17 protein-coding genes and 1 pseudogene are annotated in these 20801 nt (G+C 72.4%); 10 read left to right on the forward strand and 8 right to left on the reverse strand.

From position 1 onward, the window contains the following. Positions 1 to 149: 149 nt before the first annotated feature. A complete protein-coding gene (locus tag ACWC94_RS24585; RefSeq protein ID WP_450799065.1) occupies positions 150 to 359 on the reverse strand; it encodes an acyl-CoA carboxylase epsilon subunit in 210 nt (69 codons plus the stop codon). 9 nt (positions 360 to 368) lie between these two features. Beyond that, the gene (locus ACWC94_RS24590; RefSeq protein WP_450799066.1) at positions 369 to 1952 is read right to left on the reverse strand and encodes an acyl-CoA carboxylase subunit beta; all 1584 of its coding nucleotides are present in this window, start codon (positions 1950 to 1952) and stop codon (positions 369 to 371) included. A gap of 110 nt (positions 1953 to 2062) precedes the next feature. Here ACWC94_RS24590 and ACWC94_RS24595 point away from each other — a divergent pair, with 110 nt between their 5' ends. Continuing rightward, a complete protein-coding gene (locus tag ACWC94_RS24595) occupies positions 2063 to 2923 on the forward strand; it encodes a biotin--[acetyl-CoA-carboxylase] ligase (RefSeq protein WP_450799067.1) in 861 nt (286 codons plus the stop codon). Between the two features lie 488 nt (positions 2924 to 3411). Then, on the forward strand, positions 3412 to 4518 hold the full coding sequence (locus ACWC94_RS24600) for an adenylate/guanylate cyclase domain-containing protein (RefSeq protein ID WP_450799069.1): 1107 nt from the start codon (positions 3412 to 3414) through the stop codon (positions 4516 to 4518). On the opposite strand, the gene ACWC94_RS24605 is transcribed toward ACWC94_RS24600, so the two are convergent. Beyond that, a complete protein-coding gene (locus tag ACWC94_RS24605; RefSeq protein ID WP_450799070.1) occupies positions 4493 to 5155 on the reverse strand; it encodes a hypothetical protein in 663 nt (220 codons plus the stop codon). The two genes, ACWC94_RS24600 and ACWC94_RS24605, sit on opposite strands and share 26 nt — an antisense overlap. A gap of 194 nt (positions 5156 to 5349) precedes the next feature. On the opposite strand from ACWC94_RS24605, the gene ACWC94_RS24610 reads away from it, so the two are divergent. From ACWC94_RS24610 to hutH, 3 genes are all read left to right on the forward strand, one after another. Next, the gene (locus ACWC94_RS24610; protein WP_450799071.1) at positions 5350 to 6144 is read left to right on the forward strand and encodes an enoyl-CoA hydratase/isomerase family protein; all 795 of its coding nucleotides are present in this window, start codon (positions 5350 to 5352) and stop codon (positions 6142 to 6144) included. 315 nt (positions 6145 to 6459) lie between these two features. Then, positions 6460 to 7602, forward strand: a complete 1143-nt coding sequence (locus tag ACWC94_RS24615) for a diguanylate cyclase domain-containing protein (protein WP_450799072.1) — start codon at positions 6460 to 6462, stop codon at positions 7600 to 7602. An 88-nt stretch (positions 7603 to 7690) separates the two neighbouring features. Continuing rightward, the gene (gene hutH / locus ACWC94_RS24620; RefSeq protein ID WP_450799179.1) at positions 7691 to 9229 is read left to right on the forward strand and encodes a histidine ammonia-lyase; all 1539 of its coding nucleotides are present in this window, start codon (positions 7691 to 7693) and stop codon (positions 9227 to 9229) included. An 80-nt stretch (positions 9230 to 9309) separates the two neighbouring features. On the opposite strand, the gene ACWC94_RS24625 is transcribed toward hutH, so the two are convergent. Both ACWC94_RS24625 and ACWC94_RS24630 read right to left on the reverse strand, forming a co-directional pair. After that, positions 9310 to 10068 (reverse strand): hypothetical protein, encoded by a 759-nt coding sequence (locus tag ACWC94_RS24625; protein WP_450799073.1) that lies wholly within the window; start codon positions 10066 to 10068, stop codon positions 9310 to 9312. 42 nt (positions 10069 to 10110) lie between these two features. Beyond that, positions 10111 to 10431 carry a hypothetical protein gene (locus tag ACWC94_RS24630; RefSeq protein WP_450799074.1) on the reverse strand — a complete coding sequence of 107 codons (321 nt, stop codon included), beginning with the start codon at positions 10429 to 10431 and terminating at the stop codon, positions 10111 to 10113. A gap of 110 nt (positions 10432 to 10541) precedes the next feature. Here ACWC94_RS24630 and ACWC94_RS24635 point away from each other — a divergent pair, with 110 nt between their 5' ends. The 4 genes and pseudogenes from ACWC94_RS24635 (at position 10542) to ACWC94_RS24650 (ending at position 16051) form a co-directional block, all read left to right on the forward strand. After that, positions 10542 to 10886, forward strand: coding sequence for a hypothetical protein (locus ACWC94_RS24635; protein WP_450799075.1), 345 nt, complete (start codon positions 10542 to 10544; stop codon positions 10884 to 10886). 230 nt (positions 10887 to 11116) lie between these two features. Continuing rightward, positions 11117 to 12364, forward strand: a complete 1248-nt coding sequence (locus ACWC94_RS24640; RefSeq protein ID WP_450799076.1) for a L,D-transpeptidase — start codon at positions 11117 to 11119, stop codon at positions 12362 to 12364. A gap of 60 nt (positions 12365 to 12424) precedes the next feature. Next, positions 12425 to 12571: pseudogene (locus tag ACWC94_RS24645) on the forward strand (ABC transporter ATP-binding protein); the annotation flags it as partial. A gap of 180 nt (positions 12572 to 12751) precedes the next feature. Then, entirely contained in the window at positions 12752 to 16051 is a 3300-nt protein-coding gene (locus ACWC94_RS24650) for a S8 family peptidase (protein ID WP_450799077.1), read from the forward strand. 76 nt (positions 16052 to 16127) lie between these two features. Here ACWC94_RS24650 and ACWC94_RS24655 read toward each other — a convergent pair whose 3' ends face one another. Next, entirely contained in the window at positions 16128 to 17021 is an 894-nt protein-coding gene (locus ACWC94_RS24655; protein WP_450799078.1) for a helix-turn-helix domain-containing protein, read from the reverse strand. A gap of 169 nt (positions 17022 to 17190) precedes the next feature. Between ACWC94_RS24655 and ACWC94_RS24660 the strand changes: the two genes are divergently transcribed. Beyond that, positions 17191 to 18237, forward strand: a complete 1047-nt coding sequence (locus tag ACWC94_RS24660; protein ID WP_450799079.1) for an NAD(P)-dependent alcohol dehydrogenase — start codon at positions 17191 to 17193, stop codon at positions 18235 to 18237. A 264-nt stretch (positions 18238 to 18501) separates the two neighbouring features. On the opposite strand, the gene ACWC94_RS24665 is transcribed toward ACWC94_RS24660, so the two are convergent. Then, positions 18502 to 19266 (reverse strand): hypothetical protein, encoded by a 765-nt coding sequence (locus ACWC94_RS24665; RefSeq protein WP_450799080.1) that lies wholly within the window; start codon positions 19264 to 19266, stop codon positions 18502 to 18504. Between the two features lie 169 nt (positions 19267 to 19435). Further along, positions 19436 to 20797: a macro domain-containing protein gene (locus ACWC94_RS24670; protein ID WP_450799081.1), complete on the reverse strand. Its 1362-nt coding sequence runs from the start codon at positions 20795 to 20797 to the stop codon at positions 19436 to 19438. Positions 20798 to 20801 lie beyond the last annotated feature (4 nt).

A 20801-nucleotide genomic window follows, 5' to 3' on the forward strand; every position in this document is an offset into this window, starting at 1 on the left:
GGCAGTGCCCCCTGATGGCCCCCGCCGTGGGGTTGGGGCGGGGGGGGGCGCGTGGTTCGGGGTCCTCATGGGCCCCCGTGCGCGGGCCCGGGGGGCCCCCCGGGGGGGGGCGCCTTGTCGGGGGGGCCCGCCACGCGGGGGAGCTGCTCCTAGCTCGGCCAGTAGGTGCGCGTCCACGATGCCGGGCCCGGCTTGGGAGAGCGGGCCGAAGCGATCCTGCTCGGGTCCGACCACGCGTCCCTCGGGCCCTGCGCGCCGGGCGGCGTCGCCGCTGCCGCCGCGGCGCGGGCGCGGACCACCGCCAGGGCGGCGGCCAGCTCCTCCGGGGTCGGGTTGCCCCGTACGACTTTGATCGTCACAGCGGCTCCTTAGAGGGGGATGTTGCCGTGCTTCTTCGGAGGCAGGGATTCCCGCTTGGTGCGCAGCTGACGCAGGCCGCGGACGATGTGGGCGCGGGTGTCGGACGGCATGACCACCGCGTCGATGTAGCCGCGCTCGGCCGCCACGTACGGGTTGAGGAGGGTGTCCTCGTACTCCTGGATCAGCCGGGCCCGGGTGGCCTCGACGTCGTCGGCCTCGGCGATGGTGCGGCGGTGCAGGATGTTGACCGCGCCCTGGGCGCCCATGACGGCGATCTGGGCGGTGGGCCAGGCCAGGTTGAGGTCGGCGCCGAGGTGCTTGGAGCCCATGACGTCGTACGCCCCGCCGAAGGCCTTGCGGGTGATGACGGTGATCAGCGGGACCGTCGCCTCCGCGTAGGCGAAGATCAGCTTGGCGCCGCGCCGGATGATGCCGGTGTGCTCCTGGTCGACGCCCGGCAGGAAGCCCGGCACGTCCACGAAGGTCAGCACCGGGATGTTGAAGGCGTCGCAGGTGCGCACGAACCGGGCGGCCTTCTCGGACGCGTCGATGTCCAGGCAGCCGGCGAACTGCATGGGCTGGTTGGCGACGATGCCGACCGGGAAGCCCTCGACCCGCCCGAAGCCGGTGAGGATGTTCGGCGCGAACAGGGACTGCGTCTCGAAGAACTCGCCGTCGTCCAGGACGTGTTCGATCACGGTGTGCATGTCGTACGGCTGGTTCGCGCTGTCGGGCACGACGGTGTCCAGCTCGCGGTCCTCGTCGCTGACGGCGAGGTCGGCCTCCTCGGGGAAGACCGGGGGCTCGGAGAGGTTGTTGGACGGCAGGTACGACAGCAGCTGCTTGACGTACTCGATGGCGTCCTTCTCGTCGCCGGCCATGTGATGCGCGACGCCGGAGGCCGTGTTGTGGGTCCTGGCCCCGCCCAGCTCCTCGAAGCCGACGTCCTCGCCGGTGACGGTCTTGATGACGTCCGGGCCGGTGATGAACATGTGCGAGGTCTGGTCGACCATGACCGTGAAGTCGGTGATGGCCGGGGAGTACACGGCTCCGCCGGCGCAGGGGCCGACGACCAGGCTGATCTGCGGGATGACGCCGCTGGCGTGGGTGTTGCGGCGGAAGATCTCACCGTACGCGCCGAGGGAGGCGACACCTTCCTGGATGCGGGCGCCGCCGGAGTCGTTGATGCCGATGACCGGGCAGCCGGTCTTGAGGGCGAAGTCCATGACCTTGACGATCTTCTGCCCGTAGACCTCGCCCAGCGCCCCGCCGAAGACGGTGAAGTCCTGCGAGAACACGGCGACGGGGCGTCCGTCGACGGTCCCGTACCCGGTCACGACGCCGTCGCCGTAGGGGCGGTTCTTGTCGAGCCCGAAGTTGGTGGAGCGGTGGCGGGCGAACTCGTCCAGCTCGACGAAGGAGCCCTCGTCGAGGAGGAGTCCGATGCGCTCACGGGCCGTCAGTTTGCCCTTGGCGTGCTGCTTCTCGACGGCGCGTTCCGAGCCGGCGTGCGTCGCCTCGTGGATGCGGCGCTGGAGATCCGCCAGCTTGCCAGCGGTCGTGTGGATGTCGATCTCTTCCGGCTCGGACATCGGGATGCGGCTCCCTGCCTGCTCAAAAGGGGGGACGGTTACTCATCCGTAGAGTAGTGGCGGGCCTGTGGGTCGGCAGTGCGGCGTTTCCCACACCTAGGGTGACTTGCATGACGCCGCACAATGCATCAGATGACAGTCGCTGGTCCGATCTGGACCGTCCGCCCCTGAACGCCGCGGCACTGCGGCGCGCACTGGTCCGGGAGGGGGGCCTGTACAGCGCGCTGGACGTGGTGCAGCGCACCGGGTCCACCAACTCCGACCTGGTCGCCCGGGCCGCCGCCGGCAAGGCCGAGGAAGGGGCGGTGCTGGTGGCGGAGGAGCAGACGGCGGGGAAGGGGCGCCTGGACCGCCGCTGGACGGCACCGGCGCGCTCGGGCCTGTTCTTCTCCGTGTTCCTGCGGCCCGTCGAGGTCCCGGTGGCGCGGTGGGGCTGGTTGCCGCTGCTCACGGGTGTCGCCGTGGCGACCGGGCTGTCCCTGGCGGCGGGCGTGGACACGGCCCTGAAGTGGCCCAACGACCTGCTGGTGACGGTGGGCGGGGAGGAGCGCAAGGCCGGCGGCATCCTTGCGGAGGGGGCCGGACAGGACGGTGTGGTCATCGGCGTCGGTATCAACGTCACGCTGCGGGCCGAGGAGCTGCCGGTGCCCCAGGCGGGGTCGCTGGCGCTGGCCGGGGCGGTGACCACGGACCGGGACCCGCTGCTGCGGGCGGTGCTGCGGTCGCTGGAGGACTGGTACGGGCGGTGGCGTCGCTCCGGCGGGGACGCGGCGGTGAGCGGGCTGCAGGAGACGTATGCGGCGGGGTGCGCGACGTTGGGGCGCACGGTGCGGGCGGAGTTGCCCGGGGATCGCGCGCTCGTGGGTGAGGCGGTCGCGGTCGACGGGGACGGCCGGTTGGTCATCGCGACGGAGGCCGGGGTGCGGAAGCCCGTGGGGGCGGGCGACATCGTCCATCTGCGGCCTGCGTGACGGATGCCCGCGGCGCCTGTGCGGCTTCGGTGGGGGTGCGCGTAGCGCGTGATGTGGCCTTGGGGTCGGGGCCGCGCCGGGGGGTGTCCGTCCTCGGTCGGGCGGTTCTGTCTCTTGGCGGGTGGCCCGGTGACTGACGCCCGCCGCTGCGGGCGGGCACCCCCCGGCACGACCCCTTCCGGCCGTGGGCCGCTGCGGCGCCGTGGCCATGGGGCCGACGGCATGCGCAGCGTCCCGAAGGGGCGCGGGGAACTGCGCGACCAGCCACGACGGACGCGCGGTCGGGGGCGGTGGGCGCACCCCCGGACCTGCCTGGATGCGGGGGCCCGGGGCGCGGCCCCCGGGGTGTCCGGCAGCAACGCCGGTCAGCGCACCCGATGCCGGGAAGTGGATCGTCGGCCGAACCCAACGGAGTGAGCTGGCGCACACCTGCCGTAGAGTTGAGGCCGGTCGAAACGTGACCGCGGCAGATCGGAAGGGCAGCAGGCGTGACCGTCGACGACACGGGCTCCGGCGCGGGCGCGGACGCCGCCGACCCCGGCGAGGATCCGCTGGCCCTGCGCCTCGAACAGCTCATCCTGGGCGCCGAGCGCCGCTACACCCCGTTCCAGGCGGCCCGTAGCGCGGGCGTCTCCATGGAGCTGGCGTCACGGTTCTGGCGGGCCATGGGCTTCGCCGACATCGGCCAGGCCAAGGCGCTCACCGAGGCCGACGTACTGGCCCTGCGCCGTCTCGCCGGTCTGGTCGAGGCGGGGCTGCTCAGCGAGGCCATGGCGGTGCAGGTGGCCCGGTCCACCGGGCAGACCACCGCCCGGTTGGCCGAGTGGCAGATGGATTCGTTCCTGGAGGGCCTGACCGAGCCGCCCGAGCCCGGGATGACCCGCACCGAGGTGACGTACCCGATCGTCGAGCTGCTCCTGCCCGAGCTGGAGGAGTTCCTGGTCTACGTCTGGCGCCGCCAGCTCGCCGCCTCGGCCGGACGGGTCGTGCAGTCGGCGGACGACGAGGAGATGGTCGACCGGCGGCTCGCCGTCGGCTTCGCCGACCTCGTGGGGTTCACGCGGCTGACCCGCCGGATGGAGGAAGAGGAGCTGGGCGAGCTGGTCGAGGCGTTCGAGACGACCGCCGCCGACCTGGTGGCCGCGCGCGGCGGCCGGCTGATCAAGACCCTCGGCGACGAGGTGCTGTTCGCGGCGGACGACGCCGGGATCGCCGCGGACATCGCGCTGCGGCTGGTCGAGACGCTCGCGAACGACGAGACGATGCCGGAGCTGCGGGTCGGCATGGCCTTCGGCACGGTCACCACTCGTATGGGTGATGTGTTCGGTACGACGGTGAACCTGGCCTCGCGGCTGACCTCGATAGCCCCGCGGGACGCCGTGCTGCTTGACAGTGCCTTCGCCGAGGAGCTGATCCGTACCGGCGAGGCACCCGCCTCCGAGGCGGAGGCGGCCGAGGCCGCGGCGGCGGCCGAGAAGGAGGGCGAGGAGCCGCCGGTGTACCGCTTCGCGCTCCAGCCGATGTGGCAGCGCCCGGTCCGCGGGCTCGGGGTGGTCGAGCCCTGGCTGCTCACCCGACGCGACGGCCAGTCGTAGCCCCTTCGCCCCCGCGGTCCACGCACAGGCCGAGCACCGGCACGCACAGCCCGCCGGGTCCGCCCCGAGCCGGGTCCGCCGTGCTGCGGGTGGGCGCCGGGCTGGTCGGTGCGGGCCGGGAGGCGGTCGGGGCAGGCGGCGGGGCGGAGGGCGTCACCAAAGGCCTCGACGGGGTGCCGTGGGTGGCGGCCGGTCCGCCGGGGGCGGTGCTCGGTGCGGCGGTGGTGCCGGGCGGCGCCGTGGGGACGGCCGGGTCGGGGCGGGCCCCGGCCGGACGGGTGGTCGTCGGCGTCAGGGCACGGCCGCCCATGACGGAGGTCGCCGAGGGCAGCGCGGTGGGGGCGGCGGCGACCGTGGCGGCGCTGTTCGCCGCGGGGTCCGCCGCGACGCCGCCCGCGTCGGGGCGCGGCTCGGCCTCCGCCGTGCCCGGGACGCCGACGCCGGAGTCCGACGCGACCCGGACCAGGCTGAGCACGCCCGCGGCCAGGGCGAGTCCGCCGGCGGCGAGCAGCACCTTGCGGGGGCGCGGCTTGCGGTGCCGTCCGCGTCGTACGGCGGGCGCGCCGGCCGGCTCGCCGTGCTCCCGCTGCCGCTCCGGCTCCTCTTCCGTACGGGACTGTGCACGTATCGGTGACATGGTTCCCCTCCCCGCTGCGCCCCCGTGCGCCATGGCGGACGCACGCTATGCGGTCCTGTGGGCGATGTGGGGTGAGACGGCCGGGATGTCACTCGAACGGGCGTAGCCCCCTGGGCTTTCCCGAGGCCGGGTACGGCTGCGATGATCGGGCCGACAGTGGTTAACCCGCGTTAACACGTGAGCCGGAGGGTGTCATGAGCGAGGAGCGGTTCGGGGAGTTCGTGCTGGTGCGGCGGCACGGGTTCGTCGCGGAACTGGTGCTGGACCGGCCCAAGGCCATGAACGCCGTCTCGACGGAGATGGCCCGCTCCCTCGCCGGCGCGTGCACGGCCCTGGCCGCCGACCGGGACGCCCGGGTGGTGGTCCTGACCTCGTCCCATGAGCGGGCGTTCTGTGTCGGGGCGGACCTGAAGGAGCGGAACTCCTTCAGTGACGCGGATCTGCTGCGGCAGCGGCCGGTGGCGCGCGGGGCGTACACCGGGGTGCTGGAGCTGCCGATGCCGACGATCGCGGCGGTGCACGGGTTCGCGCTGGGCGGGGGGTTCGAGCTGGCCCTGTCGTGCGATCTGATCGTGGCCGACCGTACGGCGGTGGTGGGGCTGCCGGAGGTGTCCGTGGGGGTGATCCCGGGCGGGGGCGGTACGCAGTTGCTGCCGCGGCGGGTCGGGGCGGCGCGCGCGGCCGAGCTGATCTTCTCGGCGCGGCGGGTGGAGGCGCCGGAGGCGGCCGGGCTGGGGCTGGTCGACCGGCTCGTGGACGCGGGGAGCGACCGCGAGGAGGCCCTCGCGCTGGCCGCCCGCATCGCCGGTAACTCGCCGGTCGGGCTGCGGGCCGCCAAGCGGGCGCTGCGCCTCGGGCAGGGGCTGGACCTGCGGGCGGGCCTGGAGGTCGAGGACGCCGCGTGGCGCGCGGTGGCGTTCTCGGGGGACCGGGCCGAGGGGGTGGCGGCGTTCAACGAGAAGCGGGCGCCTGAATGGCCGGGGGAGTAGCGGGCCCGCGCCCTTCCGGGGGGCCGAGGGGTACCGGTCACGCCGGGCGGGTGCCTCCCCGAGTGGGTGCTGCCCGCAGCGGCGGCGGTACCGCGCGGCGACGGCGGTGCCGCGCAGCCGGGCGTCGCCGCGGCTCCCCGGGGGCGCGGGGCTGTATCGGTATGCGACTCATCGGTGTGCGACTCCGCCGCGTGGGGGGCGACCGGCATGGTGGGCGCACCCGGCAACGGTCCACGGACCCGGGCTGCCGGCCGCACAGCACCTGATCGCAGCACCAATATCCCGAATCCCCGCAAAACTCCCTAACCTGGAGTAATGGGCGAGGACAGGCGGCTGGCCGCGGTCGTGGCGCTGGCGCAGGGTATGGCGGCGGCCCACACCCCGCGGGACTCGTGGCAGGCCGCGGCGCTCGGCGCGTGCCGGGCGCTGGACGGCGCCTTCGCCGCGCTGTCCGTGTGGGAGCGGGAGCTCGGCCGCCTGCGCGTCCTCGTGAACGTGGGGGACCGGCGCCCGGACGAGGAGGAGTTCCCCGAGTCCGAGGCCTACCCGGTGCACCAGTTCCCGGAGATCACCGAGTTCCTGCACGAGCGGTGGGCCGGCGGAGGCGGACCCAACGCCTGGGTGGAGACCGCCGAGGGGACCGCCGCCGGCACCCCCGGCTACTTCCACCGGCGCGTCGCCGCCCTGCGCCGCAGGGGGCGCGGCTGCTGCGTCGTCGCGCCGGTCGTGCTGCACGGCAGAGCCTGGGGCGAGCTGTACGTCGCCCGCCCCGTCGACGTCCCCGTGTTCGACCGGGGCGACGCCGACTTCGCCACCGTGCTGGCCGCCGTCGTCGCCGCCGGGCTCGCGCAGACCGAGCGGCTGGAGGAGGCCCGCCGGCTCGCGTACACCGACGCGCTCACCGGACTCGCCAACCGCCGCGCCGTGGACGTTCGCCTGGAGGAGGCCGTCGAGCGGCACCGCACGGAGGGTGCGGCCGTCAGCCTCGTCGTCTGTGATCTCAACGGGCTGAAGCGGGTCAACGACACCCTCGGGCACGCCGTCGGCGACCGGCTCCTGGAGCGCTTCGGCTCGGTGCTGTCGCTGTGCGGGGCGATGGTGCCGGGTGCGCTCGTGGCGCGGCTCGGCGGGGACGAGTTCTGTCTGCTGGCGGTGGGGTCGCCCGCCGACGACGTGGTCAAGGCCGCCGACGAACTGTGCCGCAGGGCAGGGGAGTTGGAGCCGGGTGAGGGGGTGGCGTGCGGGATCGCCTCGACCGAGGACCCGATCGGGGAGGTGCGCGACGCCCGGCGGCTGTTCCGGCTCGCCGACGCCGCCCAGTACCGGGCCAAGGCCCTGCGTGTCGGCCGGCCGGTGGTCGCGGGGCGGGAGGGGCCTCAGGATCCGGTCGTACGGCTGGCCGACGAGCCGCCGCCCGCGCAGGCCGAGCGGCGCCGGTTCCGGGGGCGCCTGCCGTGAGGCGAAGGCCACACGGATCGGTAAGGGGTGCTCCCGTGCCCCACTAGTGACATCCCCGCATTCAATGCGTACGCTCCTGAATATGGATATGCACACTGTGGTGGTGGGGACGTCCGGTGTCACGGCGTCCGACGTTCTCGCCGTGGCGCGCGGCGGTGCCCGCATCGAGCTGTCGGCCGAGGCGGTGGCGGCCCTGGCCGCGGCCCGCGAGATCGTGGACGCCCTGGCGGCCAAGCCGGAGCCGGTCTACGGCGTCTCCACGGGCTTCGGAGCCCTGGCGACCCGGCACATCAGCCAGGAACTGCGCGCCCAGCTGCAGCGCAACATCGTCCGCTCGCACGCCGCCGGCATGGGGCCGAGGGTGGAGCGTGAGGTCGTACGGGCCCTGATGTTCCTGCGGCTCAAGACGGTCTGTTCCGGGCACACCGGTGTGCGGCCCGAGGTCGCGCAGACCATGGCCGACGTGCTGAACGCCGGGATCACCCCGGTGGTGCACGAGTACGGTTCCCTCGGCTGCTCCGGCGACCTGGCCCCGCTGTCCCACTGCGCCCTCACGCTGATGGGCGAGGGGGACGCCGAGGGCCCCGACGGGACCGTCCGCCCCGCCGGTGAGCTGCTCGCCGCGCACGGGATCCAGCCCGTCGAGCTGCGCGAGAAGGAGGGGCTCGCCCTTCTCAACGGCACCGACGGCATGCTCGGCATGCTGATCATGGCCCTCGCCGACCTCGACACCCTCTACAAGTCCGCCGACATCACGGCCGCCCTCAGCCTGGAGGCGCTGCTCGGCACGGACAAGGTGCTCGCGCCCGAGCTGCACGCCATCCGGCCGCACCCCGGGCAGGGCGCCTCCGCCGCCAACATGCTCGCCGTGCTGGAGGGCTCCCAGCTCACCGGCCACCACCAGGACGACGCGCCCCGCGTCCAGGACGCCTACTCGGTGCGCTGCGCCCCGCAGGTCGCGGGTGCCGGACGCGACACCATGGCGCACGCCCGGCTGGTCGCCGAGCGCGAGCTGGCCTCCGCCGTCGACAACCCGGTGGTGCTGCCCGACGGGCGCGTGGAGTCCAACGGCAACTTCCACGGCGCCCCGGTCGCCTACGTCCTGGACTTCCTCGCCGTCGCCGCCGCCGACCTCGGCTCCATCGCCGAGCGCCGCACCGACCGGCTGCTGGACAAGAACCGCAGCCACGGGCTGCCGCCGTTCCTCGCCGACGACGCGGGCGTCGACTCCGGGCTCATGATCGCCCAGTACACGCAGGCCGCCCTGGTGAGTGAGATGAAGCGGCTCGCCGTACCGGCCTCCGCGGACTCCATCCCGTCCTCCGCGATGCAGGAGGACCACGTGTCCATGGGCTGGTCGGCCGCGCGCAAGCTGCGCACCGCCGTCGGCAACCTCACCCGGATCATCGCCGTCGAGCTGTACGCGGCCACCCGCGCCATCGAGCTGCGCGAGGGCCTCACCCCGGCGCCGGCCTCCCGGGCCGTCATCGAGGCCGTGCGCGCCGCCGGTGTGCGGGGCCCGGGCCCGGACCGGTTCCTGGCGCCCGACCTGGCCGCCGCCGACGCGTTCGTGCGCGGCGGCCACCTCGTCACCGCGGCGGAGTCGGTCACCGGCCCGCTGCAGTAAGGTTCCCGCACGAGAACGGGGGCCCTGCCGCGTGCAGGGCCCCCGTTCCCGCGCCTGTTCCGGCGCCACGTGCCGCTACGTCACTTCAGCTTGGTCTGCTGGGCCTTGACGACCTCGGGCGAGACCGCGTACGCCTTCTTGTCCATCATCGCGCCCAGGTTCATCGTGAAGTAGACCGACAGGGTGTTCCCGGCCCGGACGACCTGGGTGTGGACGGGCGCCGCGTCCTTGCCGTTCGTGTCCGTGGTCGCGGCGAACGCCACCGCCCCGTCCCCGGTGCCCGTGGGCTTCTCCTCGGCGACCTTGGTGAACGTCATCTTCGTCCCCGCCTGCTTGCCCGAGAAGCCGCTCGCGCAGGCCTTCACGGCGGCCGAGACCGACGCGAGGGCCTTCTCGGCGCCGTCCCCGTCGTACGAGGCCAGGGCGACCGTGGTGACGTCCCGGTCCAGGGACTTGTGCATCTCTTCCTCGAGCTTCTTCTCGTCGAGGTCGTCCAGCGAGGTCGGCTTGGCCGAGGGCGCCTTCCTCGGGTCCTGTGTGGCCAGCCGGTCCGTCTTCGCCGCCGCCTCGACCGGCGGAAGCCCGCTCATCACGCGGACCAGCGGCCGGCATTGCGCGCTGTCGGTCGTGATCGGCTTGGCGCGGGCGGCCGGCACCGGGCCCACCTTGTACCCCGGCACCTCGCCCTCGGCGATGATCAGCTTCTTCAACTCCGCGGCGCTCCGCGCCCGCACGGCCGGCTTCGCCGCATCCGTGCCGGAGCAGCCCGTGACAAGGGCGAGCGACAGCGCACCCACCACCGCGGTGGCGCACCGTCGCACGCCCGATGATCTCTTCATGGGCGCACTATGTGCGCGCCGTCAACAAACCGTCAAGGGGAATTAAAAACCCATGCGTTCGCGGCGCACCGAATACACCACGAATCCGGCGCCGACGCCGAGGAAAAGAGTGCCGCCGACGACGTACGGCGTGGTGTCGGGGCTGCCGGTGTCGGCGAGTTCGGTGTCGTCCGCCGCGTCCCGCGCGCTGTCCGCGGCGGCCTGTGACATCGCCCTGGCCTGCTGTGTCACATGAGTCGTGGCGGTTTCCGTGTCCGCTCTGGCCGAGTCCTGCGAGGCCTTCGCGGACGGGACGAACCACAGCGCGCACAGGAGGGTGCCCGCGGCGGTGGCGGTCAGCAGCGGGCGGCGAGCGGATGACACGGAATATCGATCCCCCTTGTGACGCTGGCGAATTGGCCGTGTGGGGCGATGTTAGTGAAAGTCGCGGGTCACAGGAAAGTCACGGGAGGTTTCGATCGTACGCTCACGCCATGAGTGCTGAAGAGACATCACGTTTTGTACGGCTTCGGGTGGAGCTGGTCCTCGAGGTGCAGGACGAGGACCAGCTGACCAAGGCCGCGCTGCGCCGGCTCGCCCGGGACACGGAGCTTCCGGAGTCGGAGCGGACCCAGGGCGAAGCGGCTGTGACGGACGACACCGCGGAGGCCCTCGCGTATCTCGTGGACCCGTTCGACCTGGTCAGCGAGGTGCCCGGGGTGGAGCTCCAGCAGGCGTCCTGGTCCAGCGAGCGGATCGACTACGACCCTGACTCGCCCGACTGGGATCTCGACGAGGATGATGGGGAGGACGACGAAGAAGAGGACGGCATCGGCTGAGCGTCCCGGGGCACCCATGACCCCGGACGGCAACCGCCGTCCGGGGTTTCGTCGTCTCAGGGGGGCGCACGGACGAATTCCGCACCACCGGCCTCGGGCGACCGTGGCGAGCGTGGTGCGCCTAACACATGCGAACGATGTGGAAAGGGACGGATCGCCCGTAGCGTGGATGGTTCGCAAACGGGGGCCTCGGGGTTTTCACGAATTCGGCAACGATGGAGAAGCGTGTGATGACGGACAGTAAGCGGCGCAAGGGCCTGATGGTCGCGTCCGCACTGCTCGGTGGTGTACTGGCGGTCACGGGCTGTTCCGGCGGCGGCAACGCCAAGGCGTCCGACCACGGCGAGAGCTCGCAGGCGAAGGCCGACGAGGCAGCGGCCAAGAAGTCGTCCGCGGCCCAGATCACCATCACACCCAAGGACGGCTCCGACAACGCCTCCATCAACAACTCGGCCGGCGTGAAGGTCGCCAAGGGCACGCTCACCGGCGTCACGATGACCACCCAGGACGGCAGGACCGTCGCCGGTCAGGTGTCCGCCGACAGGACCAGCTGGAAGCCGACCGTCCCGCTGCAGCGCTCGACCACCTACAAGATCGCCGCGGAGGCCAAGGACTCCGAGGGCCGCATAGCCCACGAGAACGCCTCCTTCACCACGGTCTCCCCGGCCAACAGCTTCATCGGCACCTTCACCCCGGACAACGGCTCCACGGTCGGTGTCGGCATGCCGGTCTCGATCAACTTCGACAAGGCGATCACCAACAAGGCGGCCGTGCAGAAGGGCATCACGGTCAGCTCCAGCAGCGGCCAGGAGGTCGCCTGCCACTGGTTCAACGCCAACCGCATGGACTGCCGCCCCCAGCAGTACTGGAAGGAAGGCTCCACCGTCACGCTGAAGCTCGCGCTCGACGGCGTCGAGGGCGCGCCCGGCATCACCGGCGTCCAGCAGAAGACGGTCACCTTCCACATCGGCCGCAACCAGGTCTCCTACGTCGACGCGAAGACCAAGGAGATGAAGGTCACGCAGGACGGCAAGGTCGTCAAGACCATCCCGGTCTCCGCGGGCGCCCCCGAGCACACCACCTACGAGGGCCAGATGGTGATCTCGGAGAAGTTCCAGCAGACCCGCATGAACGGCGCCACGGTCGGCTTCACCGACGACGACGGCAAGGGCGAGTACGACATCAAGGACGTGCCGCACGCCATGCGCCTGACCAACTCCGGGACCTTCATCCACGGCAACTACTGGGGCGCCCCGTCCGTCTTCGGCAGCGTCAACACCAGTCACGGCTGCATCGGCCTGCAGGACGTCAAGGGCGCGGGCGACGCGAAGATGCCGGCCGCCTGGTTCTACAGCAACTCCCTGGTCGGTGACGTGGTGGTCGTCCAGAACACCGGCGACAAGACGGTCGCACCGGACAACGGCCTCAACGGCTGGAACCTGAGCTGGGCCCAGTGGAAGGCCGGTTCGGCCGTCTGACACCCCCTCAACCCCGCCCGTGCCGCCCCCCTTGGGGCGGCACCGGCGTTTCCGGGTCCTGAGGAGCACGGGCTGACCTTCGTCATGGTCACCCACGGCGCCGCGATCGCGCAGAAGGCCCCGCGGCTGGCCACCCTCCGCAAGGGAGGGATCACCGTGAAGCAGAACGCCGCGCGGGTCTGTAACGGTGTCCCGCCCACGGCGTAACAGTTTTCCGTCGCTCTCTCTTACCCTCCTCTCAACCGTTGAGCCGTCTGAACGCCCCCCGGCATACTGCGTGGCCCGGGGGGAGACGTGCGGCGTGCACGCGTACGCCACCTCCCCCGGCCGGTCGAACGGGGAATTCGCCCGGTACTCCGTCTCCTGGGGGAGAACTTGCGCAGACAAGTGAAAAGAGCTGCTGCGGCCGGTGTCGCCACGGCCGCAGCCGTCGCCGTCGCAGCGGGTATGACCAGCCCGGCGTCGGCGAGACCCGTGGAGCACACCCCGAGCACCGCCTCCGCGCTCACCGCGAGGACCCACGTCACCCTCATCACCGGTGACCGCGTCGCCCTCGACGCCAAGGGCCGGATCGTCGGCCTGCAGCGGGCCAAGGGCCGTGAGCGCATACCCTTCCAGGTCCGCAGGACCAAGGGCCACACCCTGGTCGTCCCGGTCGACGCGGCCCGCCTGGTGTCCTCCGGCACGCTGGACCAGCGCCTGTTCGACGTCACCGAGTTGAACAAGGCCGTCACCCGCAGGGCCCAGAAGAGCGGCCTGAAGGTCATCGTCGGCTACCGCGGTTCCGCCGCCGCGGCCAAGGCGGACGTCCGGGGCGCGGGCCACCTGCGCCGCAGCCTCGGCGCCCTCGACGCCGACGCCGTGCAGACACCGGTCAAGGACACCGCGGAGCTGTGGCACGCCGTCACCGACGGCGACCGGGCCGCCTCCGGCATCGCGCACGTCTGGCTCGACGGCGTCCGCAGGGCCTCACTCGACACGTCCGTGCCGCAGATCGGCGCCCCGGTCGCGTGGAAGGCCGGCTACACCGGCAAGGGCGTGAAGGTAGCCGTCCTCGACACCGGTGTGGACACCCGCCACCCCGACCTCAAGGACCAGGTGGTCGGCTCCCGGAACTTCACCTCCGCCGCCGACGCCACCGACCACTTCGGCCACGGCACGCACGTCGCCTCCATCGTGGCGGGCACCGGCGAGAGGTCGGGCGGCAGGTACAGGGGTGTCGCTCCGGACGCCGAGATCCTCAACGGCAAGGTCCTGGACGACACCGGCTCCGGAGACGACTCCGGCATCCTCGCCGGCATGGAGTGGGCGGCCTCCCAGGGCGCCTCCGTCGTCAACCTCAGCCTCGGCGGCTACGACAGCCCCGGCATCGACCCCCTCGAGGCCGAGGTCAACAAGCTCTCCGCCACCAAGGGCATCCTGTTCGCGATCGCCGCGGGCAACGACGGCCCCCACTCGATCGGTTCGCCGGGCAGCGCGGACGCCGCGCTCACCGTCGGCGCCGTCGACAAGAAGGACCGGCTCGCCGACTTCTCCTCCACCGGCCCGCGCCTCGGCGACGGCGCCATCAAGCCCGACGTCACCGCGCCCGGCGTGGACATCACCGCCGCCGCGGCCAAGGGCAGCGTCCTCGACAAGGAGGTCGGCGAGAAGCCCGCGGGCTACCTGACCCTCTCCGGTACCTCGATGGCCACCCCGCATGTCGCGGGCGCCGCCGCGATCCTGAAGCAGGAGCACCCCGGCTGGGGGTACGCCGAGCTGAAGGGCGCGTTGACCGGCTCCGCCAAGGGCGGCGCGTACACGCCGTTCCAGCAGGGTTCGGGCCGTATCGCCGTGGACCGGGCCTACCGGCAGACCGTGATCGCCGACCCGGTCTCGGTGAGCTTCGGTGTGCAGCAGTGGCCGCACACCGACGACAAGCCGGTCACCAGGAAGGTGACGTACCGCAACCTCGGCGACCAGGACGTCACGCTCACCCTCGGCAGCACCGCCACCGACCCCGAGGGCCACGCGGCCCCGTCGGGCTTCTTCACGCTGGGCGCGACGCGGCTGACGGTCCCGGCGCACGGCAAGGCCTCCGTCGGCCTCACCGCCAACACCAGGCTGGGCGGCCGCCTCGACGGCGCCTACTGCGCGTACGTGACCGCGACCGGCGCCGGCCAGAGCGTCCGCACGGCCGCCGCGGTACAGCGCGAGGTGGAGTCGTACGACCTCACGCTGAAGTTCACCGGCCGTGACGGCAGGCCGGCGAAGTACTACAACGCCGGCCTCAGCGGCGTGGGCGGCCTGGCGGGCGGCACGGAGCTGACCCCGTACGACCCGTCCGGCACGGTGAAGGTCCGCGTGCCCAGGGGCACCTACCTCCTCAACTCCGCCGTCTTCGCCGACCGGAACGGCACCCACGGCACCGACTGGATCGCCCAGCCGAAGCTGACCGTCGCCAGGAAGCAGACCGTCACGATCGACGCGCGCAGGACCGAGCCGGTCGACATCACCGTCCCGGCCCACGGCGTGAGGTCGCGGTTCGCCTCGCCGGGGTACACCCTCACGATCGGCGACAACGAGTACGGCTACAGCTGGTTCCTGGACACGTACAAGGACTTCCGCACCGCCCACCTGGGCCCGGAACTCCCCGCGGGACAGCTGTTCCAGCAGTGGGACGGCCACTGGACCAAGGGGAGGGGCGAGCAGTACGACGTCACCTCCGGCGGCCCGGTCACCCGGCTCGCCACCGGCTACACCAAGCACTACAGGGCGAGTGAGCTGGCCACCGTCAAGGCCCGGCTGGGGGCGTCCGCGAGCGGCAGGACCGGCTCGGTCGGTGCCACCGGCTGGCTGCCCGGCAGCGTCGGCGCCTCGTCCATCGACGTCCCGCAGCAGCTGCCCGGCACCCGCACCCTGCACCTGTCCGCCGGCGGCGGGGTCCTGTGGGACCTGCACTTCACCCAGTACGGCGGGGTCGACCCGGACGGGTTCCCGCTGTCCGACGCCGCGTACGCGCTCGGCGAGTCCTCCTTCAAGGCCGGCAAGAGCTACACGAAGACGGTCAACACCGCGGTCTTCGGCCCGCACGTCGACAAGGACCTCGGCCTCTACCGCTCCGGCGACGAGATCTACGGATCACTGCCGCTGTTCGCCGACTCCGCCAGGCACGCCGGGTACTCGGCCTTCACCTCGGTGCACACGACCCTGTACCGCGACGGCACCGAGGTCGGTTCCACCGACGACCCGCTGTTCGGCGACGCCGCCTTCAAGGTGCCGGCCGGTGACGCCGCCTACCGGCTGACCACCTCGGTCAAGCGCTCGGCGAAGGTCGCCCGGGCCTCCTCCCGGATCGACGCGACCTGGACCTTCCGCTCCCGGAAGGTCTCCGGCACCGCCGTCCAGCTCCCCGCCTCCGTCCTGCACTACGGCGTCACGACCGGCCTGGACAGCCGGGTCGGGGCCGGCCGGACGGTCACCTTCCCGGTCACCGTCGAGGGCTCGGCGGCGGACGGCAACCTGAAGTCCCTCGCCGTGTACGTCTCCTACGACGGCCGGACCTTCACGAAGGCCGACGTCCGGGGCGGCGGGATCACCGTCAGGAACCCGGCGCAGGGCAAGTCCCTCTCCCTCCGCTCCGAGATCACCGACAAGCAGGGCAACACGTCGGAGATCACGATCTACGACGCGTACTTCGGGAAGTGAGCCACAGCGCTCCCTGACGAGGCGAGGGGGCATCCGGGCCACAGGCTCCGGGTGCCCCCTCGCCGTCCAGGAAGACTCAGGCCGAGTGCACCGCGTGCGTCGCGTCCGTGCCCCAGCTGGCCAGGAGCCGGAGGGAGTCGGCGGACGGGGAGCCCGGCTCGGCGTGGTAGGTCAGCAGGGACTGGTCCGAGTCGTCCGTCAGGCGAAAGGACTCGAAGTTCAGGGACAGGTCGCCCACCAGCGGATGGTGCAGCCGCTTGACGCCGTGGCTCTTCTCCTTGACGTCGTGCGTCGCCCACAGCCGGCGGAACTCCTCGCTCTTGACGGAGAGTTCCCCGACGAGCGCCGACAGCCGCGGGTCGTCCGGATAGCAGCCCGCGTCCATGCGCAGGGCGCAGACGATGTCGATCGCCTTCTGCTCCCAGTCGACGAACAGCTCGCGGTAGTCCGGACGCAGGAACACCAGACGGGCCCAGTTGCGCTCGGCAGGCGGCAGTTCCGCCCAGTCGCCGAAGAGTGCCGCCGCCATCCGGTTCCAGGCGAGGATCTCCGAGCGGCGCCCGACGACATACGCCGGTACGCCGTCCATCGTGTCCAGCAGCTGCCGCAGCGAGGAGCGGACCTGCTGCTGGCGCGCCGCCGGCTTCTTCTTGTGCGACTTCGGCTTGGCCAGATGCGTGAGGTGCGCGTGCTCGGCGTCCGTCAGCCTGAGTGCCCGGGCGATCGCGTCCAGGACCTCCGCCGAGACGTTCCGCCCGTTGCCCTGTTCGAGACGGGTGTAGTACGCCACCGACACCCCGGCCAGCTGGGCCAGCTCCTCGCGGCGCAGCCCCGGCACCCGCCGGTGCCGGCCGAAGTCGGGCAGTCCCACGTCCTGAGGCTTCAGCCGGGCCCGCCGACTGCGCAGGAACTCGCTCAGTTCGGCCCGCCGGTCCAGGGGCGGGGAGGAGGGCAGGGGCTGGTTTTCCATACAACCAGTATTCACGGTCGTACGTACAGGAACCTGACCCCGCCAGTGGTAGGCACGGCAGACGTACGCACAAGCGTGGTCTGGGTGGCCGTCGTAGCGTGGGAGAGGCTGGTTGCGTGCCCGGTGGGAAGGCAACCGGGCACGATCACATCGCTAGGAGAACCCCGGCATGACCACCACTGTTGCTGCTTACGCCGCGCCCGCCGCGAAGGCACCGCTGGAGCGGACCACGATCGAGCGGCGCGCGGTCGGTGAGTTCGACGTCCTGATCGACATCGAGTTCGCCGGTATCTGCCACTCCGACATCCACCAGGCCCGGGAGGGCTGGGGCACCGCCATCTTCCCGATGGTGCCCGGCCACGAGATCGCGGGCGTCGTCTCCGAGGTCGGCCCGGGTGTCACGAAGTACGCCGTCGGCGACCGCGTGGGCGTCGGCTGCATGGTCGACTCCTGCCGGGAGTGCGACAACTGCAGGGCCGGTCTGCAGCAGTACTGCACCGGTGGCGGCCCCGTCTGGACCTACAACTCCGTCGGCAAGGACGGGCAGCCCACCTACGGCGGCTACGCGCAGAAGGTCGTCGTCGACGAGAACTACGTCGTCCGCATCCCCGACGGCCTCTCCCTCGACGTGGCCGCCCCGCTGCTGTGCGCCGGCATCACCACCTACTCGCCCCTGAAGCACTGGAACGCGGGGCCCGGGAAGAAGGTCGCGGTCGTCGGTCTGGGCGGCCTCGGGCACATGGGAGTGAAGATCGCCGCCGCCCTCGGTGCGGAGGTCACGGTCCTGTCCCAGTCCCTGCGCAAGAAGGACGACGGTCTGAAGCTGGGCGCCACCCACTACTACGCCACCAGCGACCCGAAGACCTTCGACGACCTCAAGGGCACCTTCGACATCATCCTCAACACGGTGTCGGCGCCGCTCGACTTCGGCGCCTACCTGTCCCTGCTGCGCACGGACGGCGCGATGGTCAACGTCGGCATCCCCGAGGAGCCGGTGAACATCCTGCTCTCCTCGGTGTTCGGCCACCGCCGCAGCATCAGCAGCTCCGGCATCGGCGGCATCCCGGAGACCCAGGAGATGCTCGACTTCTGCGCCGAGCACCAGCTGGGCGCCGAGATCGAACTGATCCGCGCCGACCAGATCAACGAGGCCTACGAGCGGGTCGTGAACAGTGACGTCCGCTACCGCTTCGTGATCGACACGGCCACGATCTGAGTCCCGGCCGGGTCACCGGTTCCGTCCGCGACCCAGCAGCCACAGCGGATACGGTCCGCCAAGGGCGAGCCGGATCCGGTCCACCCGGACGCCCAGCCCGGCCGCGGTCTCGTCGCCGAGCCCAGCGGCCGGGCGGCCCACCCCGCCCACAGCGGTCCGGGCAGACACAGCCCGAGGACGGCGGCCAAGGGCCCGGCCCGCGGCCACCCCCGCCCGCGCGAGGCGATCCCTCGCCCCCCACGCACGCACGACTCGCACTCCCGATCAATAAGTAGGTCTCACCTCTACTTGATCGCGGTGCCGCCCGCCCCCCCGAGCCAGCGGGAACCGTTCTCCCGGCCCGTGGACCCGCACGAGCACACCGCCGTCCCCGTCCGGCCGTACGACATGCGCACGCCCCAGCCCCGTCACCCGGACCTCTCCGTCCGCCACCTCCAGCAGGGTGTTCTCGTCCACGGCGACCCCGTACGGCGCCGCACCCCGCCCGACCACCGCGACCAGCCGCGCGAGCGTTCCCCACTGGGCGGCATGCACGTCCACCGCGAACGGCACCAGCCCCAGCCCCGCACGCACCTCGACCTCCGCCAGGTCCTCCCCGGTCTCCTCCGGGCACACCGGTACCCCCTCCACCAGCCATCCGCCGACCACGGCCCGCCGCGCGGCCACGGCGGCACCCGCCGAAAAGCCCGCGTACGGCATCCCGCGCCCGGCGAGCAGCGCCGGCAACCGCGACAGACCGCCCTCAAGCGCCTCCTGGTAGGCGGGGGTCAGGCCGCCGCACACCAGCAGCCCGTCGACCCCGTCCAGCGCGTGTTCCGGCTCGAACCGGCCGCCGAGCGGCACGAGCAGCGGCACGGGCGTGCACGGCCCCGCCTTCCGCAGCGCTTCGGCGTACCGCTCGAACCGCGCCGCCCCGTCCCCCTCGTCGACGATCAGACACCCGGTGCGCCGCCGGCCGCCGACCGCCCGCACGAACGGCTCGTACACCTCGGCCGTGTCCCAGCCCCCGCCGATCAGAAACGTGCTCATCCCCGCCGCCTCCCCTGGTCTCCTCACGAGCGGCGAATGTACGGCGCAGGGGCCGCTCCCGTCGCCGCAATTACCGCAAGTGCCCCCGAAGCGTTCCGGAAGCGTTCCGGAATCGGGCGACGGCTGTCGGCGGAAGCGGCGGCGGACCTTTGCTGGAGGGGTGAAGAGGTCAGCCGGCGGCGGTCGGCGGGAGCGCCGGCCCCTGCTCGTCCGCACCGCGCAGGAACTCCTCGACCGCCGACAGGTCGGTCCGCTCCAGCTCGTCGGCGCGGATGACGATGCGCAACTCGGGGGACACGGCCGCGTCCTGGCGCAGGCTCCGGACGAAGGTCCCGACGATCAGCAACAGCAGCTGTGTGCGGTCGAGTTCCACGATGCGGGACAGGCCCGCGCCGATCAGCGGGATCGCCACCGGTTTGAACAGGCCGTGCCGGGCGACCGCCGGCCACAGGTGTTCCAGGCTCAGCCGCAGGTCCGCCGGGGCGGACCGGGCACGCAGATCGTTGCCCAGCCGGGAGTAGGCGAGGGCGAAGACCTTGCGCCTGCCGGCCGGGACCGCGACCGCCGTGCCGATCGGAAAGCGGGTGCGCCGGCCGCGCCGCTTCGCCTGGACGCTCTCCGTGGCCAGCGGGGTGAACTCCTTCAAACCCCGGCGCAGTCGGTCGTCGAGCAGCCGGTACCGGCCCTCGAAGAGCCGGTCGACCAACTGGCCCTGCACACTCTCCCGGCTGATCACCACGTCGTCGGGGAAGGTGTCGAAGGTGTCGCAGAAGCCGACGACCAGGTTGGCGTCCTCCTGCTCGAACAGGTCGCCGCGCAGCACGACGACGTCCACCCGCAGCCCGCGCAGGGTGTGGCGCAGCAGTTCGTCGCCGTGCCGCTCGCGCAGCCGGGCGTTCAGCCGGGCGAGGACCGCGGCGGCCTCCGGGTCGTCCGGTCGTTCCCGGGCCGTCTGCTCGGCCACCGGCAGGGCGAGGTCGTAGCGGCCCAGTGCGGTGTGTCCGGCGACCAGTTCCCGCAGCGCGGTCTCCCTGAGGTGGGTCAGCCGTCGCACCGGCGCGGTCGCGAACTCCTCGCCCTCCACCTCGGCCAGCGGCCGGCCGCGCCAGAGCCGCAGGGCGTCCGCGAGGAGCCGGACGGCCGAGGCCGGCGCCGCGTGCAGGGCGTCGCCCACCAGGCGCGTGAACTGCGTACTGTCCAACTCGTCCACCGAGAGGTCCAGGTGGTAGGTGCCCTCGGCGCCGTGTGCGGTCGGCAGCTGTCCGGTCCGTACGATCCGGTTGCCCGTACCCGGTCCCGCGCGGTCGAACGCGCGCCGCAGTTCCAGGATCCGTTTCTGCACCTCGTTGCGGTTGCGCAGGCGCTGGTGCGGCAGTTCCACGGTCTGCTGCCAGACGTCCCGGTACAGCCGGCGGGCGGTCACGGCCTCGCCGTCGGCGGCGACCAGGCGCAGCAGCAGACGCGCGGTCAGCGGGGTCAGTCGGACCGGAACCCCGTCCACGTCCAGCCGGACGGGGCCCAGTACGCGCACGTGT

It is taken from the genome of Streptomyces sp. NPDC001135 (assembly GCF_053598395.1).

Coding starts and splice junctions, on each gene's coding strand:
- ACWC94_RS24615 (WP_450799072.1), top strand. CDS start 6,460: ATGGGCGAGGACAGGCGGCTGGCCGCGGTCGTGGCGCTGGCGCAGGGT.
- ACWC94_RS24655 (WP_450799078.1), bottom strand. CDS start 17,021: ATGGAAAACCAGCCCCTGCCCTCCTCCCCGCCCCTGGACCGGCGGGCC.
- ACWC94_RS24660 (WP_450799079.1), top strand. CDS start 17,191: ATGACCACCACTGTTGCTGCTTACGCCGCGCCCGCCGCGAAGGCACCG.
- ACWC94_RS24640 (WP_450799076.1), top strand. CDS start 11,117: ATGACGGACAGTAAGCGGCGCAAGGGCCTGATGGTCGCGTCCGCACTG.
- ACWC94_RS24625 (WP_450799073.1), bottom strand. CDS start 10,068: ATGAAGAGATCATCGGGCGTGCGACGGTGCGCCACCGCGGTGGTGGGT.
- ACWC94_RS24595 (WP_450799067.1), top strand. CDS start 2,063: ATGACGCCGCACAATGCATCAGATGACAGTCGCTGGTCCGATCTGGAC.
- ACWC94_RS24605 (WP_450799070.1), bottom strand. CDS start 5,155: ATGTCACCGATACGTGCACAGTCCCGTACGGAAGAGGAGCCGGAGCGG.
- hutH (WP_450799179.1), top strand. CDS start 7,691: ATGCACACTGTGGTGGTGGGGACGTCCGGTGTCACGGCGTCCGACGTT.
- ACWC94_RS24610 (WP_450799071.1), top strand. CDS start 5,350: ATGAGCGAGGAGCGGTTCGGGGAGTTCGTGCTGGTGCGGCGGCACGGG.
- ACWC94_RS24590 (WP_450799066.1), bottom strand. CDS start 1,952: ATGTCCGAGCCGGAAGAGATCGACATCCACACGACCGCTGGCAAGCTG.
- ACWC94_RS24635 (WP_450799075.1), top strand. CDS start 10,542: ATGAGTGCTGAAGAGACATCACGTTTTGTACGGCTTCGGGTGGAGCTG.
- ACWC94_RS24665 (WP_450799080.1), bottom strand. CDS start 19,266: ATGAGCACGTTTCTGATCGGCGGGGGCTGGGACACGGCCGAGGTGTAC.